Here is a 13232-nt window from a genome sequence, read left to right as displayed (position 1 = left end):
CTACGTCGGTGTCGGCGGGGCTAAGGCAACACCGGGCATCGCGCTCGTGATCGCGTCCAAAGCCCGTTCATAGGCGCGACCTTGCACCGTCCGGCCGTGCGCTGGAATGATCGCAACCGGCCTACGCTCGTGGAGCCGACGGACGATTGACCGCGACCAGACGTCGCGATCCGCAACGTAGACCAATTCGGGCCGTGCGTTGCAGCGAAAGCCCAGGCCGCTCCCAGCCAACCGCGCGATAATGCGGAGAGGAAGAATTTGGTCGTGATGCTCATTGTTGCTGAAGAGGTCGCCCATCCACCAGATGGGACCGGCCGGCGTGTCGATATCAAGTAGCGCGTCGGGCGATTTCATGCGTTCGGGACGAAGGAACGAAACGGCGCTAAATCATCACTCTCTTCTTCCAAGGAAACGAATGGCACGGAGCATTTGTCGCTTAACCGCGCGTGCGCTCCGCGCGGCGCGAGGCTCACCGCCTCGGGAAAGCGCGCGCGCCACTCCGCTTGGCCAAGATAGTGATATCCGTTCGGTGCGACCAGCCAGCGCACCGGGCCGAGGTCGGCGATTTGAGCGTATGTCTCTTCGAACGCTTTTGTCGGGGGAGAGATCACCAGGCAGCTCCCACTCGCCAGCCCAATCGCTACGCTGTTTGCCGTACCCGGCCCGAACGAATAAGTGAGCACCCGAACGTCGGGAGCCGTGGCAAGCGGCTGCCACGTGCGAGAGCCGGCCGCGGTCATCGATCGGATTCACCTTTCGAAGGGCGAGAATAGGCTTGAAGATTGTCGAGAGTTTGAGCGGTTCCAACGGCCACCCCGATCTCGAGCATACCTCTTAACGCCTCGGCATCCGGCGCGCATATCTCGATTTGAACGCGAGAACCGCCGTCGCGCGGCGCGATCGTCACCGTGCCGATTGCCGCCATCGCCTCGAATACCAGTAGGGTTGGCGGATTGATCTCGACATATCGACCTACAAACGGGGGCGCGTTGTTCCCGACCCCCACGAACCGCAGTTCGCCGCCGACGCAAAGGTTGATCGAACACGCTGCTAACGGCTTGCCGGAGGGATCCCACCATTGCTCGACATGGCGCGGCTCGGTCCATAGCGCGAATGCCTGCTCCACGGTCACGCTTAAATTTCGAGTGAGTGCTATGGTGTGACGATCCTCGTCTACGATATAGTCTTGCGCTCTGTCGGCGGTTGCCCGTGCTGGCATTCTCAATCTCCCTTTTCCGTCATTGAAGCGGCATGATCGGCCATCCGATCTGCCCGCGCGGACCACTGCCGTCCGATAGCGTCGAGCCATTCGGCGAGCGAGGCGATGGCCTCGGGCCGCAACCGGCAGAGGCGGCGCTGAGCGACTCTGCGCCGCTGAATCAGCCCGGCGCGTTCCAACACATTGAGATGGCTGGTGATCGTCGGCTGGCTCAACGCGAATGGCTGAGCGAGGTCAGATACGGAAAACTCCCCCTCGGCCAGTCGCTGAACAATCGCCACGCGGGTGGGATCGCTTAACGCCGCGAAGAGAGTTGCATACACTGCTTTCATAGAGAAACTTCTATATAGACCGGAATCGATATTAGCAAGGGCACAGAACATCGATGCGAGCGTTGCCGGGAGGGGATTGTTACATCTGCCCCCGCCCTCCAATTAACGGTCGTTTGCGAGAGACCACGACCGTGAGGAGACCGCGCACCGTATGGCGGGCGCCGCGCTCCGGTTGACGCATGAGGCAGAAGAGCCTCGCTCGACCCTCGCCGACGAGGCGCGCGGGGCCGAGGCAATCGCGTTCATCGAGCAGAACCTTGCCGAACCGCTGTCGCTCGCGGACATGGCCGGAGCCGTCGGGCTGGGGCGGTACCACTTTATCAGGCTGTTCCGGCGTGCTGTGGGTGTGACCCCTTATCAATATCTTCTCAATCGGCGTCTGACGGGCGCGGCCGAAGCGCTACGCGAGGGCAGCAACGTGTTCGACGCGGCGCTCGACAACGGATTCATGGATCTGTCCGAGTTTACTCGGCGCTTTGGAGCTAAGTTCGGCCAGTCGCCCGGAGCTTATCGACGAAACGTTGCCAGAGGGCGTGGGCAAGGTTGCAGCGGTCGGCATAATCAGGCTTTCATCCTTCGCAAGCGACGAAAGTTTGCTCGTTCAATTTGATCACAAAAGGATTCCGTCCTTCGCTACGGAGCCAGTGGCGACACGTACGTTGACGTTCAGGACCCGTGTTGCACGGTGACCATTCGTCAACCATAGGTAATGAATGATAAGCAATTCACCTACCGCGTCAGAACTTGCCGTGTTGCGCGTCTTGTGGAAACGCAAGAAGGCAACCGTCCGCGAAGTTCATGAAGAGGTCTATCATGGCACCGACACGGGCTATACGAGCGCCTTGAAAACTCTCCAAAACATGCTGGCAAAAGGACTAGTCACGCGGATCGCGGATTCACGCCAGCACATTTATGCACCCGCGGTTGCAGAGCGCTCCACGCTTAACCATGTCGTGAGCGGCTGGATCGACAGCACCTTTGCTGGATCGTCTCTAGCGCTCGCCATGCAGGCGCTCGATGCGCGTCCCGTCAGTGCCCAAGAACTCGAGCAACTGAAGGCGCTGGTCGCACGGATCGAGGCAGACGAGGGATGATCGAAGCGGCAACCGTGGCGTATGCGGTTCGCCTGGCGGCGTGGGGGCTGTTGTCCGTCTCAGTGCTGGGGGTGGCGGCGGAATTCTTCTGGCGCCTCTGGAGCCTTGGTTCTGTCGGTCGATCGGCCCGGCAGCGGCATCAGATGGCGGTTGCCCACTTGGCGGCGCTTTTGGTCGGTCCCGCGGTTATCGTCGCGGGCGTAATCGGTCTTCATTACAGTCTCGGCTCCGTCATTACCCGCGAGCCGCCGACCTCCCAGCTGCTGCCGCTTCGGTACGCCAACCCCGGGACGAGTCTGATCCTGCTGCTATGGCTGTCGGGCGTCGCGGCCATGCTTGCGCATCTCGTGGTGCAGTATCAGCGTCTGCAGACTATCAAATGTTGGCCGGCTCCTGCGTTCCTCGCCGAAGAGGTTGTCTGCCTGAGCCGGCGATTTGGCATCAAGCACGGCGTTCCTGTGTCGATCGGCGATGTCGCCAGTCCTCAAGTGACCGGTGTGTTCATGCCGCGGCTGACGGTGCCCGCCGCTCTGGTGCGGTTGACTGTTGCGGAGCGCGAGGCCGTGCTGCTCCACGAGCTGGCCCATATTGCCCGTCGCGATGTCGCCATCAATCTCGCGCAACGCGTCGCGCTCGCGCTGATCTGGTTCCAGCCGGTCGCTTGGGCAATGTACCAGCGGCTTGCTGCTGAGCGTGAGGCCTGCTGCGACCAGCTAGCCATTGACCATGGTGCGTCGCGAGCAGCGTTGGGGAGAGCCCTCCTGAGTTTCGGCGTGCCAACCGGGGCGCCAGTGATGGCGATGGCAGGCGTCGGACACGGCACGCTGGCATGGCGGCTGACGCAGCTGATCCCAACCGCAAGACGAGTAGACACGCCTGTTTTGCCGTCCGCTGTCATCGGCGCCCTGGCACTTGGCATGGCGACTTTTTGCGGCGTCCGGCTTGTGACCACTGACCCCGGCCTGACCGACTTGTATTTGGCAAGCGCCGCCGGGCCTGTGGTGGCGGTCACAGCTCGCGACCCCGCTGGTATGTTCGCGTTGAAAATAAAGCGAGGACGGGTGATCGGGGCATCTGTGGACGCCAAGCGACTGCCCGCGAGCGCCATCCTACAGCAGGCGGAGAAGGTGACACTGCTCGACGGTGTCCACCGGGAGATCGTTTCGTTCAGCGTTACCGGGGCAGGCCGGATCTCTTGGATAGCGAGGCGCCCAAGCGCACCCTACCGGTAGGCGCTTGCAATGCCTCCGGGAACCGCAACTGGCCGAGGCTCGGAGCAAGAGCGCCGGCAACGTGCGATCCGTCTGACATTTACCTGAAACCGAGTTCAATGACCGAAGTGGGAGCTGATCAAATGCTGGAGGGAGTTTGCCATTGCGGCGCCGCACGGTGGTCGCTCGAAGGCGATCTGGAATCCGTCACCGCGTGCAACTGCACCGTGTGCCAGCGCTATGCCGGCTTATGGGCGTATGATTTCGAGGGTGGGCGTATAAGCGTATCGGGTCCGACCAACACATACACATATGCCGGCAAAAAGAATCCGACCTTGGAATATCATTTCTGTCCGACCTGCGCGAACATCGTGTTTTGGCGCGGCCTTCGTATCGAGGAAGACGGACGTCGCAGGATGGCAGTGAATGTGCGGCTCGCAACGACCGCGGCGGTGGCCGACCTGCCGATTGATCATTTTGACGGACGCGACACGTTCGAGGACCTCCCTCGGGATGGCCGATGCGTCCGCGACCTTTGGTTTTAACGGCGATTGCGACAACGTCCGCGCGAAAGCGTTGCACTTGCAACGGAGCAGGCGGCGCACTCAACTACCCTTTTTGTCATTACAGCATGAACCCGCTGCGGACCCAGAGTTGGCCCCGAACAACTCCGTTTGTCATCCGCTATTGCTTCTGACGAAAGTGTTAAGTGTCGGCGGATGAAGTCGTGGGTTGACACATACGACGCGTATCGTACTTTATGCATAAACCATTGAATGGGGAGTTGAGCACAGTGAAAAATCGGATCGGCGCAGCTGTGCTCATCGCGTCGCTCGCGAGCGCGGCAGCGACGTCCCCTTCTCTTTCGCAAGCGACCAAGCTGTTCGCCGAAGCGTCCACCATCTGCGCGCGCGACGATGGGAACTTGTGGGGCCACTCGATCTGCGGCCCCGTCCTGCTTGTGGATTGGCATGATCGATCCGTGATCGCGAGTGCGGCGGATGCCGACGGCATTTTGCATCAGGATGGAGCCGTCTTTCGCGGCGTGCTGCCCGAGGATGTCGTCATCGCCAACACGCCGACCAACTGGTCGGGCACCCGGTGGACGCAACTTGTGGGGCCAACGCCCGAAGACGCTGCGGCACGTCACGTGCTGATCGCGCACGAGCTGTTCCATCGCGTTCAGCAGGGGCTGGGACTGACGCTTCCTGAAGCGCCGAACCACCATCTCGACACGCTGGAAGGGCGCTATCTTCTCCAACTCGAATGGCGCGCGCTGTCGCGTGCGATCGGCGCCCCGAACGCCACTCGCCGCAAGACCGCGATCGCCGATGCCCTGGCGTTCCGGTGGGAGCGATATCGCCTGTTCCCGACCGCCGCGGCGGAGGAAGGCGCACTCGAAATCAACGAGGGCATCGCAGAATATACCGGCGTCCGGCTCGGGCTCGAGACCGTACCGGAGCGCGTTGCCTTCGCGCGGCATGATCTCGAAGCGTTCGTTGCCGCACCCACTTTCGTACGCTCGTTCGCTTATGCGACCGGCCCCGCTTACGGCCTCCTGCTCGACAAGGCCGATCCCCACTGGCGCGCGAAGATTCGTGACCGGAGGTTCGACGAACTGCTGGGCATCGCGCTCGGCATTCGCCCTGCCGGCGCGACGGTCGCCCAAAGTGCCAAGCGATACGACGACGGCACGTTGCGGGCTTCGGAAGAGCGGCGCGAGCGCGAGCGCGTGGCGCGCCGTGCGGAATACAAGGCTCGGCTGGTCGACGGACCGGTGCTGATCCTGCCGCTTGTGCACAGCAACTACCAATTCAATCCGCAGACACTGGTACCGCTGGAAGGACAGGGTACTATTTATCCCACCATGCGGCTGGTCGACGACTGGGGTGCGCTCGAAGTCGAGAGCGGTGGCGCGCTGGTGGCGTCGAGCGCCGACCGAGCGACGGTAACGGCAATCGGTGCGAAGCTTGACAGCTTCAGGGGAGAGGGCTGGGCGCTCACGTTGAAGCCTGGATGGACGATCCGCCCTGGCTTGCGATCCGGCGACCTCGTCGTAGCGCCGGAGCCGACAAACCCGGAGGAAAGCGTGAAATCCGACAATGAACCGCTACGACATATTTGGTCTCGCGGCGATCTGTCTCATGGTTCTGACCGCAGCAAGTAATCGGACCGCTCGCCTCGACCGGCTCAATTTTTTAAGCCATCGTTGGAATGCGCTGATCCTCTACCATCTCTCACTGGGTCCGAAGAGGTTCGGCGAGATCGAAGATTGCCTTCCGACCGTCGGGCCAAAGGTGTTGACGGAGCGTATCGTCGCGCTTGAGCGCTATCGCCTCATCGAGCGGCCTACACGGTCTCGTGGCGAGCTTTATTCACTAAGTCCCCGAGGGAGCGAGCTCATGCCAATATTGAATCTGCTTGAAGTCTGATCGCGCGAATTACCGAAGTTGGCACTACCGAATTGACGTTCAAGGAGCGACGGACCCACGGTCTTTCCTGTTCCCTGTCGGCCAACGTGCGCGGTACTGCGCACTAGCCGTTCACCTGCTGACGGTCGAACCAAACCGGCCAATCGTTCCGGTTGCGAGAAAGATTGCCTCAGCCTACCGCCGGGAACCGCTGCCCTTCATATTTTCCGCGACTTCGCCCCCATGAGTCAGTGATTCAGCAGCGCGGCTAATGCAAAAAATCTCGCTAGGAAAGACGATAATCATGCGAAAAGTCATTCTCGGCGCATTCGTCAGTATGGATGGTTAGCAAGCACGAGGTTCCAGTGCCGGTCGACGGCCAGAGCCGGAAAGGGCGCATGCCCGAACAGCACAGCTTCGACTGCTTGTTTCGCCGCCGCCATATCCGGTTCGTCAAACGACCGTTCGCCGTAGACCGGGGCATAGCCGCCCGCAAGCAACAGCCGGTTGCGGTCTCGCGCAGGCATCGCCAAAGGCTCGGCGAGCCGCAACAGCAGCTCGCGACTCGGCGCAGCGCGCCCGCTCTCGATGAAGCTGAGATGTCTGCTTGAAACCTCCGCCTCGCCGGCCAGATCAAGCTGGCTGAGCCGCCGGCGCGCTCGCCAATCGCGCAAGACATCACCCACACTGATTGTTCGCGTTGCCACACCGTCATCCTACAGCCGAGCACAGCAATTTCCATTACCTTGGAGGTAATCGCGCCACGCTGCGGACAATGGCATCATTCGAATAATAGCGAATGAGGAGAAGAATGATGCGCGATCCAGACACTGTGGCACGAGACTATCTGGCCTTGTGGAACGAAGCGAATGATCTTTCCCGCCGCCATCGGCTGGACGAAGGCTGGACCGCCAACGCCCGCTGTGTCGACCCGATGATGGCGGGCGATGGCCAGAAAGGGATCGGCGACATGATCGCCGCCGCCAGAGCTCAATTCCCCGGTCACGTCTTTATGCTCAAGGGCGCGCCTGACGGGCATGGCCAGTTCGTTCGCTTTTCGTGGACGCTGGCACCCAAGGGTGGCGCGCCGGTCGCTGGCGGCACCGACGTCGTGCGGCTCGAGGAATCCTCGCGCAGGACCTCCAGCCACGCACCGATATAATCCGCATGGCGCACGGTCGGCGTGATGCCGAGCGACGCGCAGAGATAGGCCGCCGAGATTTTCGCGATGATTTCCTCGCCGGAAATCGATACCAGTTGCCGCGATCAGCGCCTCGACCTGCGGTTCGATCATCCCGGCCGGCGGCGGCGCGGTGGTCGCGATCTCGCCGGGAAGGCTAGGTATTGAAGACGGTGAAGCGCTTGAGGAACGGGATCGCGCCGGGCGTTTCGCCGGTCTCGGCGGCGCGGCGCCGTTCCCTCGCTAAGGATCGCGAGATAGCGGCTGTAGCTGAAGACGCGGCCACGTTTGCGGCCCGTGACCTCGTCGAGGATGCCGAGGCGTTGCAGATCGGCGAGCGCCGCATTCACGGTTGGAGCGGATAGCCCAGTCCGGTGAACGAGCTGGTTGGCCGTGAGATAGGGGTTTTGTTGAAAGAGATCGTGGATTCGATGCGCGGAGCCGGCACGATCGCTTTGGGCCGTGATGCGTTCGCGGTCCTGCTTGAACAGCTCGACGATCCGGGTGGCGGCGTCGAACGCCTGGTTGGCGGTGTCGGCGACGCCGGTGAGAAAGAATTCGAGCCAGGCCTCCTACGCCCCGTTCTCGCGTACCTCCTGTAGCAGCCGGTAATAATCGGCGCGGTGGGTTTTCAGATAGAGGCTCAAATAGAGCAGTGGCTTGCGCAGGACGCCGTTGACGCAGAGGTACAGCGTCACCAGCAAGCGGCCGATACGACCGTTGCCGTCCAGGAACGGGTGGATCGTTTCGAACTGGACGTGGAGGAAATCCGCTTTGATCAGCCGCCTCAACGCTCTCCGTCAGGGAATAGCTGAGAACGCGGGCGCCTTCGACTGCGCTGCGTGTCACCTCCAGCGTATCCGCCTGAGCGAATTTGGCTTGGACCGCCGTAAGAGCGTGATGCGGATTTCAAGGATGCCCAAACTGACGAAAGTCTGAATCAATAGCGTGCTGAAGTGGAGAGTGATCACGGGATCGGCGATCGGCTTGCGGATGATTTATCGGAGCAGCCTTGAGGCGATTTGCGCGCGTGAGCTCGAAACCAAGCGAAGCCTCTAGTTGCCCGGGCAAGGGGATGGAAGGCATGCAGCGCGAGAAAGTCTTACTAAGAAATCGGCGGCGGCGGCGGTGTCTGGGTGGTGTCCAGCCCGGAAACGCGGGGGTTCCGCTTTTGCGGGACCCTCATAACGCTATGATTTCCTCTGGAAAACTGGAGCGGGCGAAGGGATTCGAACCCTCGACCCCAACCTTGGCAAGGTTGTGCTCTACCCCTGAGCTACGCCCGCTCATGGCGCCCGGAATGCTTGCGTTCCGGCGGGTGAAGGCGGGCTGTTAGCAGCCGTCCGGAGACCCCGCAAGCTCTTTAGCCATGTTTATCTCGAGCCATCCGCCTTTCAGGCGCCATAGCTTCGCCATGTGGGGACAAGGGCTTGGCAAGCGCGCCCCTCTTCCCACATGATGGAGCGATGGCGCGTGTATCCACGCGAACCGACGAGGAGATTGACGACATGGCGAGCACGGCGCTGACCACCGAGGAACAGAAAGCCGTCGACCAATTTCGCAGCGATGTGATCGAACCGTCGATGAGCCAATTGATCATCCTCGATTTCTGGGCCGAATGGTGCGGGCCTTGCAAGCAGCTCGGCCCAGTGCTGGAAAAGGTTGCCGCCGAGTATGCCGACAAGGGCGTGAGGCTGGTCAAGATCGACGTCGATGCCAATGCGTTCATCGCGTCGCAATTCCAGGTCCGCTCGATCCCCACCGTCTACGCCATTTTCCAAGGCCAGCCGGTCGCCAATCTGACCGAGGCACGCACCCAAGCACAGCTTGGACAGCTGCTCGATCAGTTGCTGGATCAGCTTCCGATCGAGCCTGGCTCGGCCCGCGAGGACGTTCCGGAGGCGCACGATCCAACGCCGATGCTGGAGGAGGGAGAACGGTTGTTGGCCGCGGACGAGGGCGAGCAAGCCTATGGCGCTTTTGCATCGGTGCTGCAGCACGATCCGCAGGAGCCGCAAGCAATTGGCGGCATGCTCCGCGCGCTGATCGCCGCGGACCGCACGGAGGAGGCGCAAGCTCTGCTCGCGCAACTTCCCGGCGAGATTCAGGCCGATCCCGCGATCGAGCGTGCGCGCGCGGCGATCGCCATCGCCGCCGAAAAGCGCGATCCGGCCGAGCTTCAGACGCTGCGCGATAAGGTCGATGCCGCGCCGGACGATCACGAGGCGCGGCTCGAACTCGCCAATGCCGAGATGGCGGGCGGGAACCGCGATGCCGCCGCCGACCATCTGCTGCATATCGTTAGGGCCGACCGCGAGTGGAACGACGGCGCGGCGCGCACCAGGCTGCTCGCCCTGTTCGAAACGGTAGGGCTGGAAAATTCCTGGACCACGCGGCAGCGCCGCCGCCTGTCCGAAATCCTGTTCGGCTGATGGCGCTGCGCCCACCCATCTCCGGCGAAACGCTGCGTTTCGCCATCTTTCCGCTGCCCGGCGCGCTGCTGTTTCCGGGAATGCATCTGCCGCTGCACATCTTCGAGGACCGCTACCGCGCGATGATCAGCGACGCGATGGCGCGCGACCGGCGCATCGGCATGATCCAGCCGCGCGCTTCGGGCGATCCCGCGCCGCTTTACGAAGTCGGCTGCCTCGGCCGCATCGAGCAGATCGAGGCGCATGACGATGGGCGCTACGACATTCTGCTCGGCGGCCTGAAGCGTTTCACGCTGATCGGCGAGATCGACACGCCCACGCCCTTCCGCCGCGTGGAAGCGCAGATGTGGGAGGAAGCCGAGGAGGACGAGGTGCTGAGCAGCATCGAACGCGCCTCGCTGGAACAGGAGGCCAGGACTTTCGCCGAGGCGATGGACTATCGGGTCGACTGGGAATCGGTCGGTCGGCTGGACGATTATTCGCTGGTCAACGGCACCGCTCAGGTGGTGCCGTTCGATGCGGCGGCCAAGCAGGCACTGCTCGAAGCGCGCGGACTTTCGGAACGAGCCGCGCTGATCGTGCAGCTGCTGCAATTCTTCGGTGCACGGGATGGGCCGACCGATCCGGCGACACTGCAGTAACTCTGATCGTCATTGCGGCGAAGCGAAGCAATCCAGGCCAATTGCAGCGCTGTATCTGCCCTGGATTGCCTCGTCGCTCCAAATGAACTCGGGCCTTCTCGCAATAACGGCGTTCAGGCAAAGCTCGCCCTGAGTCCGTCGATCACGAACTGCGTCGCCAACGCCGCCAGCAGCACGCCGAGCAGCCGCGTGATCACCGCTTCGATCTTGGCGCCGAGCACGCGCATGATCGGTCCGGCGGCGAGCAGCGCGAACAGGGTCAGAAGGAGCACCGCCAGCATCGCGCCGAGCACGACAAGGGTTTCTTCGAGCCCGTTCGAACGCGCCATCAGCAGCATGACCGTGGCGATCGATCCGGGTCCAGCGATCATCGGGAGCGCCATCGGGAAGACCGACACATCCTCTACCTCGGGCGTGTCGATGATCCTTTCGGCGCGGTCCTCGCGCCGGGTCTGTCGCTTCTCGAACACCATTTCGAGCGCGATCAGGAACAGCATGATGCCGCCCGCTATGCGAAAGGCGGCCAGACTGATGCCGAGCGCCGAGAGCAGATCCTCGCCGAATACCGCGAACACTAGCAGGATCGCGAGCGACACGATAATCGCGCGGACCGCCATCGCACGCCGCTGCGCCGGAGCCGCACCGCCCGTAAGGCTGGCGTAGATCGGTGCGCAGCCGGGCGGATCTATCACCACGAAAAAGGTGATGAAGGCGGAAACGAACAGTTCGATCATGTCAGGGCGCGACGGGACCTGCGGACGATGCCGCAAAGCGATTTTCGATCAGCCTGTCATAGTCTTCGCCGTTCCACAAATCAACGGTCACGCTGCGCGATCCATCGGGCTGCACGGCCGCCTCCCAGACCAGCGTCCGGTCGTCCGACAGGCCTTGGACATAGCCGTCGCGCCGCGCGTTCGCGCCGGTGACGGTCGGCACGCCGCCGCGGCATTCGGCGACGCTGGTGCGCACGAAATCGGGTTCGGCTAGCGGCTCGGCGAGGGTATCGCCATGATCGAGCACCCATCCCCACTGCCCGTTTCGCTCGTTCGGGCGATACCAGACGGTGGTGTAATAGCCGAAGCTTCCGTCCGGACGCTGCCGGGCGCCGGTGGTTACCCCGGTCCGGCCGTCGCACGACATGATGACCCGGTGCGGCTGCCATGCCGCCGCCTCGGCTGGATCGGCGCGACCAGTAAGCCAGGTCTTGGCGTCGACCATCGCGGGCACGAAAAGAACCGCGTCGTCGGCGGCGAACCTGCGAAAGGCGGTCCATTGTCCGTCCTCGCGCGCGGCCCGTGCAAAGGCGATCTCCTCGGCGACCAGCGCGCTGGGGTTGGCGGTGCGCTCCAGTTTCTCCCCGTCGAAACCGCGCAGCACGCGCTGACCGTCGGGCGCGCGTTCGCCGCGCCGGGGTCCGGGCCCTTGCGCGCAGGCGGATAGCGCCAGCGCCGCCAACAGGAACGTTGCGCGCTTCACAAACCCTCGGGATCGGCCAGACCGGCGCGGCGATGCGCCGCGACCAGCGTGTTGCGGAGCAGGCAGGCGATGGTCATCGGCCCGACACCGCCCGGCACCGGCGTGATCGCGCCGACATGGGCCAAGGCTTCGGCGGTGGCGACATCGCCAACGAGCCGCGTCTTGCCCGCCTCCGCGTCCGATACGCGGTTGATGCCGACGTCGATCACCGTGGCGCCGGGCTTCAGCCAGCCGCCGCGGATCATCTCGGCCCGCCCCACACCCGCGACCACGATATCGGCGCGGGCCACCACGTCCTCCAGATCGCGCGTACGGCTGTGCGCCATGGTGACGGTGCAGTTTTCCCGCAGCAGCAACTGCGCCATCGGCTTGCCGACGATGTTCGAACGCCCGATCACCACCGCGTCGAGGCCCGTCAGGTCGCCCAGTCGGTCCTTCAGCAGCATGAGACAGCCCAGCGGCGTGCACGGGATCATCGCGTCCTCGCCCACCGCCAGTCGGCCCGCATTGACCACATGGAAACCGTCGACGTCCTTGGCCGGATCGATCGCGGCGATCACCGCCTTGTCGTCGATATGGTCCGGCAACGGCAGCTGGACGAGGATGCCGTCGACCGCCTCGTCCGCGCTCAGCCGCTCGACCAGCGCAATCAGTTCATCCTGCGATACCGAAGCATCAAGCCGATGTTCGAAGCTCTCCATCCCCGCCTCGTTTGTCGCCTTGCCCTTGGAGCGCACATAGACCGCGCTCGCCGGATCCTCGCCGACCAACACCACCGCCAGCCCTGGAGCACGACCGGCGACACCGCGAAAGGCGGGCACCAGCGCGCCCACTCGCGCGCGCAAGTCCGCGGCAAAGGCCTTGCCGTCAATCAGGCGTTCGTCGGTCATGAAGTTACGCCCCGGCGATCGAGCCGGCAATCCCGGACAGGATGATCATCAGCACCCGCAGCGCGAAGATCAGCACGATCGGCGAAAAATCGATCATGCCGGTATCGGGCATGATCCTGCGGATCGGCCGCAGCACCGGATCGAGGATCGCGTTCAGCGACTGGTAGATCGCGGCGACGAACTGGTTGGACATGCTGACCACGTTGAACGCGATCAGCAGGCTGAGCACGAATTGCACGATCACCACGGTGATCAGGATGTTCGACAACAGTTCGACGATCTGGATCAGGACGGACAGGAAGGTAAGCATGGCGACTCCGCTCGATTGCGCCCGCCCCTAGGCGCT

Annotated in this window: 21 protein-coding genes, 1 tRNA gene and 1 pseudogene; 11 read left to right on the top strand and 12 right to left on the bottom strand. The window is 63.0% G+C overall.

All coding sequences use genetic code 11. The features are described 5' to 3' along the window. Genes ACOQPC_RS00550 through ACOQPC_RS00535 form a run of 4 tightly spaced genes read right to left on the bottom strand, consistent with a single transcriptional unit; the run spans position 1 to position 1602 of the window. Positions 1-354, bottom strand: a complete 354-nt coding sequence (locus tag ACOQPC_RS00550; RefSeq protein ID WP_420606733.1) for a hypothetical protein — start codon at positions 352-354, stop codon at positions 1-3. Next, the gene (locus ACOQPC_RS00545; protein WP_420606732.1) at positions 351-740 is read right to left on the bottom strand and encodes a hypothetical protein; all 390 of its coding nucleotides are present in this window, start codon (positions 738-740) and stop codon (positions 351-353) included. The genes ACOQPC_RS00550 and ACOQPC_RS00545 overlap by 4 nt, the downstream gene beginning before the upstream one ends. After that, complete coding sequence (locus ACOQPC_RS00540) at positions 737-1219, bottom strand: SRPBCC family protein (RefSeq protein ID WP_420606731.1); 483 nt, start codon at positions 1217-1219, stop codon at positions 737-739. Before ACOQPC_RS00540 ends, ACOQPC_RS00545 begins: the two co-directional genes overlap by 4 nt. 2 nt (positions 1220-1221) lie before the next feature. Next, positions 1222-1602, bottom strand: a complete 381-nt coding sequence (locus tag ACOQPC_RS00535) for an ArsR/SmtB family transcription factor (RefSeq protein WP_420606730.1) — start codon at positions 1600-1602, stop codon at positions 1222-1224. Positions 1603-1702: 100 nt separating this feature from the next. Between ACOQPC_RS00535 and ACOQPC_RS00530 the strand changes: the two genes are divergently transcribed. From ACOQPC_RS00530 to ACOQPC_RS00505, 6 genes are all read left to right on the top strand, one after another. Continuing rightward, positions 1703-2161: a helix-turn-helix domain-containing protein gene (locus ACOQPC_RS00530; RefSeq protein WP_420606729.1), complete on the top strand. Its 459-nt coding sequence runs from the start codon at positions 1703-1705 to the stop codon at positions 2159-2161. A gap of 103 nt (positions 2162-2264) precedes the next feature. After that, on the top strand, positions 2265-2645 hold the full coding sequence (locus ACOQPC_RS00525; RefSeq protein WP_420606728.1) for a BlaI/MecI/CopY family transcriptional regulator: 381 nt from the start codon (positions 2265-2267) through the stop codon (positions 2643-2645). Then, a complete protein-coding gene (locus ACOQPC_RS00520; RefSeq protein ID WP_420606727.1) occupies positions 2642-3877 on the top strand; it encodes a M56 family metallopeptidase in 1236 nt (411 codons plus the stop codon). Before ACOQPC_RS00525 ends, ACOQPC_RS00520 begins: the two co-directional genes overlap by 4 nt. Positions 3878-3975: 98 nt before the next feature. Further along, positions 3976-4401 (top strand): GFA family protein, encoded by a 426-nt coding sequence (locus tag ACOQPC_RS00515; protein WP_420606726.1) that lies wholly within the window; start codon positions 3976-3978, stop codon positions 4399-4401. A gap of 272 nt (positions 4402-4673) precedes the next feature. Next, on the top strand, positions 4674-6023 hold the full coding sequence (locus ACOQPC_RS00510) for a hypothetical protein (protein ID WP_420606725.1): 1350 nt from the start codon (positions 4674-4676) through the stop codon (positions 6021-6023). Further along, a complete protein-coding gene (locus ACOQPC_RS00505) occupies positions 5959-6288 on the top strand; it encodes a winged helix-turn-helix transcriptional regulator (RefSeq protein WP_420606724.1) in 330 nt (109 codons plus the stop codon). The genes ACOQPC_RS00510 and ACOQPC_RS00505 overlap by 65 nt, the downstream gene beginning before the upstream one ends. Before the next feature lie 311 nt (positions 6289-6599). Here ACOQPC_RS00505 and ACOQPC_RS00500 read toward each other — a convergent pair whose 3' ends face one another. Continuing rightward, positions 6600-6941, bottom strand: coding sequence for a helix-turn-helix transcriptional regulator (locus tag ACOQPC_RS00500; protein WP_420606723.1), 342 nt, complete (start codon positions 6939-6941; stop codon positions 6600-6602). 137 nt (positions 6942-7078) lie between these two features. On the opposite strand from ACOQPC_RS00500, the gene ACOQPC_RS00495 reads away from it, so the two are divergent. Continuing rightward, positions 7079-7429, top strand: coding sequence for a hypothetical protein (locus tag ACOQPC_RS00495; protein ID WP_420608195.1), 351 nt, complete (start codon positions 7079-7081; stop codon positions 7427-7429). On the opposite strand, the pseudogene ACOQPC_RS00490 reads toward ACOQPC_RS00495, so the two are convergent. Beyond that, positions 7351-7685, bottom strand: a pseudogene (locus ACOQPC_RS00490) (zincin-like metallopeptidase domain-containing protein); the annotation flags it as partial. The gene ACOQPC_RS00495 and the pseudogene ACOQPC_RS00490 sit on opposite strands and share 79 nt — an antisense overlap. Here ACOQPC_RS00490 and ACOQPC_RS00485 point away from each other — a divergent pair. Both ACOQPC_RS00485 and ACOQPC_RS00480 read left to right on the top strand, forming a co-directional pair. After that, positions 7612-7812 (top strand): hypothetical protein, encoded by a 201-nt coding sequence (locus tag ACOQPC_RS00485; RefSeq protein WP_420608194.1) that lies wholly within the window; start codon positions 7612-7614, stop codon positions 7810-7812. The pseudogene ACOQPC_RS00490 and the gene ACOQPC_RS00485 overlap by 74 nt on opposite strands. 9 nt (positions 7813-7821) lie before the next feature. After that, positions 7822-8049 (top strand): hypothetical protein, encoded by a 228-nt coding sequence (locus ACOQPC_RS00480; RefSeq protein ID WP_420606722.1) that lies wholly within the window; start codon positions 7822-7824, stop codon positions 8047-8049. Here the strand turns inward: ACOQPC_RS00480 and ACOQPC_RS00475 are convergent. Both ACOQPC_RS00475 and ACOQPC_RS00470 read right to left on the bottom strand, forming a co-directional pair. Further along, on the bottom strand, positions 8020-8238 hold the full coding sequence (locus tag ACOQPC_RS00475; RefSeq protein ID WP_420606721.1) for a Fic family protein: 219 nt from the start codon (positions 8236-8238) through the stop codon (positions 8020-8022). The two genes, ACOQPC_RS00480 and ACOQPC_RS00475, sit on opposite strands and share 30 nt — an antisense overlap. 420 nt (positions 8239-8658) lie before the next feature. After that, a tRNA-Gly gene (locus tag ACOQPC_RS00470) sits at positions 8659-8733 on the bottom strand. 222 nt (positions 8734-8955) lie between these two features. Here ACOQPC_RS00470 and ACOQPC_RS00465 point away from each other — a divergent pair. Together ACOQPC_RS00465 and ACOQPC_RS00460 are read left to right on the top strand one after the other, a co-directional pair. After that, entirely contained in the window at positions 8956-9879 is a 924-nt protein-coding gene (locus ACOQPC_RS00465; protein ID WP_420608176.1) for a tetratricopeptide repeat protein, read from the top strand. Continuing rightward, positions 9879-10520, top strand: coding sequence for an LON peptidase substrate-binding domain-containing protein (locus ACOQPC_RS00460; protein ID WP_420606720.1), 642 nt, complete (start codon positions 9879-9881; stop codon positions 10518-10520). Before ACOQPC_RS00465 ends, ACOQPC_RS00460 begins: the two co-directional genes overlap by 1 nt. Positions 10521-10633: 113 nt before the next feature. Here ACOQPC_RS00460 and ACOQPC_RS00455 read toward each other — a convergent pair whose 3' ends face one another. From ACOQPC_RS00455 to ACOQPC_RS00440, 4 genes are read right to left on the bottom strand one after another with little or no spacing between them, the layout of a single operon-like run. Further along, the gene (locus ACOQPC_RS00455; protein ID WP_420606719.1) at positions 10634-11254 is read right to left on the bottom strand and encodes a MarC family protein; all 621 of its coding nucleotides are present in this window, start codon (positions 11252-11254) and stop codon (positions 10634-10636) included. A gap of 1 nt (position 11255) precedes the next feature. Continuing rightward, on the bottom strand, positions 11256-11996 hold the full coding sequence (locus tag ACOQPC_RS00450; RefSeq protein WP_420606718.1) for a hypothetical protein: 741 nt from the start codon (positions 11994-11996) through the stop codon (positions 11256-11258). After that, complete coding sequence (folD, locus tag ACOQPC_RS00445) at positions 11993-12886, bottom strand: bifunctional methylenetetrahydrofolate dehydrogenase/methenyltetrahydrofolate cyclohydrolase FolD (protein WP_420606717.1); 894 nt, start codon at positions 12884-12886, stop codon at positions 11993-11995. The genes ACOQPC_RS00450 and folD overlap by 4 nt, the downstream gene beginning before the upstream one ends. A 4-nt stretch (positions 12887-12890) precedes the next feature. Continuing rightward, positions 12891-13196: a YggT family protein gene (locus ACOQPC_RS00440; protein ID WP_420606716.1), complete on the bottom strand. Its 306-nt coding sequence runs from the start codon at positions 13194-13196 to the stop codon at positions 12891-12893. Positions 13197-13232: the final 36 nt, after the last annotated feature.

This window comes from Novosphingopyxis sp., assembly GCF_965218915.1.
Classification (GTDB): domain Bacteria; phylum Pseudomonadota; class Alphaproteobacteria; order Sphingomonadales; family Sphingomonadaceae; genus Novosphingopyxis.
Note: the sequence above shows the minus strand (reverse complement) of the source record. Positions and strands in the feature narration are given on the sequence as shown.

Coding starts and splice junctions, on each gene's coding strand:
- ACOQPC_RS00550 (WP_420606733.1), bottom strand. CDS start 354: ATGAAATCGCCCGACGCGCTACTTGATATCGACACGCCGGCCGGTCCC.
- ACOQPC_RS00545 (WP_420606732.1), bottom strand. CDS start 740: ATGACCGCGGCCGGCTCTCGCACGTGGCAGCCGCTTGCCACGGCTCCC.
- ACOQPC_RS00540 (WP_420606731.1), bottom strand. CDS start 1,219: ATGCCAGCACGGGCAACCGCCGACAGAGCGCAAGACTATATCGTAGAC.
- ACOQPC_RS00535 (WP_420606730.1), bottom strand. CDS start 1,602: ATGTTCTGTGCCCTTGCTAATATCGATTCCGGTCTATATAGAAGTTTC.
- ACOQPC_RS00530 (WP_420606729.1), top strand. CDS start 1,703: ATGGCGGGCGCCGCGCTCCGGTTGACGCATGAGGCAGAAGAGCCTCGC.
- ACOQPC_RS00525 (WP_420606728.1), top strand. CDS start 2,265: ATGATAAGCAATTCACCTACCGCGTCAGAACTTGCCGTGTTGCGCGTC.
- ACOQPC_RS00520 (WP_420606727.1), top strand. CDS start 2,642: ATGATCGAAGCGGCAACCGTGGCGTATGCGGTTCGCCTGGCGGCGTGG.
- ACOQPC_RS00515 (WP_420606726.1), top strand. CDS start 3,976: ATGACCGAAGTGGGAGCTGATCAAATGCTGGAGGGAGTTTGCCATTGC.
- ACOQPC_RS00505 (WP_420606724.1), top strand. CDS start 5,959: ATGAACCGCTACGACATATTTGGTCTCGCGGCGATCTGTCTCATGGTT.
- ACOQPC_RS00495 (WP_420608195.1), top strand. CDS start 7,079: ATGATGCGCGATCCAGACACTGTGGCACGAGACTATCTGGCCTTGTGG.
- ACOQPC_RS00465 (WP_420608176.1), top strand. CDS start 8,956: ATGGCGAGCACGGCGCTGACCACCGAGGAACAGAAAGCCGTCGACCAA.
- ACOQPC_RS00460 (WP_420606720.1), top strand. CDS start 9,879: ATGGCGCTGCGCCCACCCATCTCCGGCGAAACGCTGCGTTTCGCCATC.
- ACOQPC_RS00455 (WP_420606719.1), bottom strand. CDS start 11,254: ATGATCGAACTGTTCGTTTCCGCCTTCATCACCTTTTTCGTGGTGATA.
- folD (WP_420606717.1), bottom strand. CDS start 12,886: ATGACCGACGAACGCCTGATTGACGGCAAGGCCTTTGCCGCGGACTTG.
- ACOQPC_RS00440 (WP_420606716.1), bottom strand. CDS start 13,196: ATGCTTACCTTCCTGTCCGTCCTGATCCAGATCGTCGAACTGTTGTCG.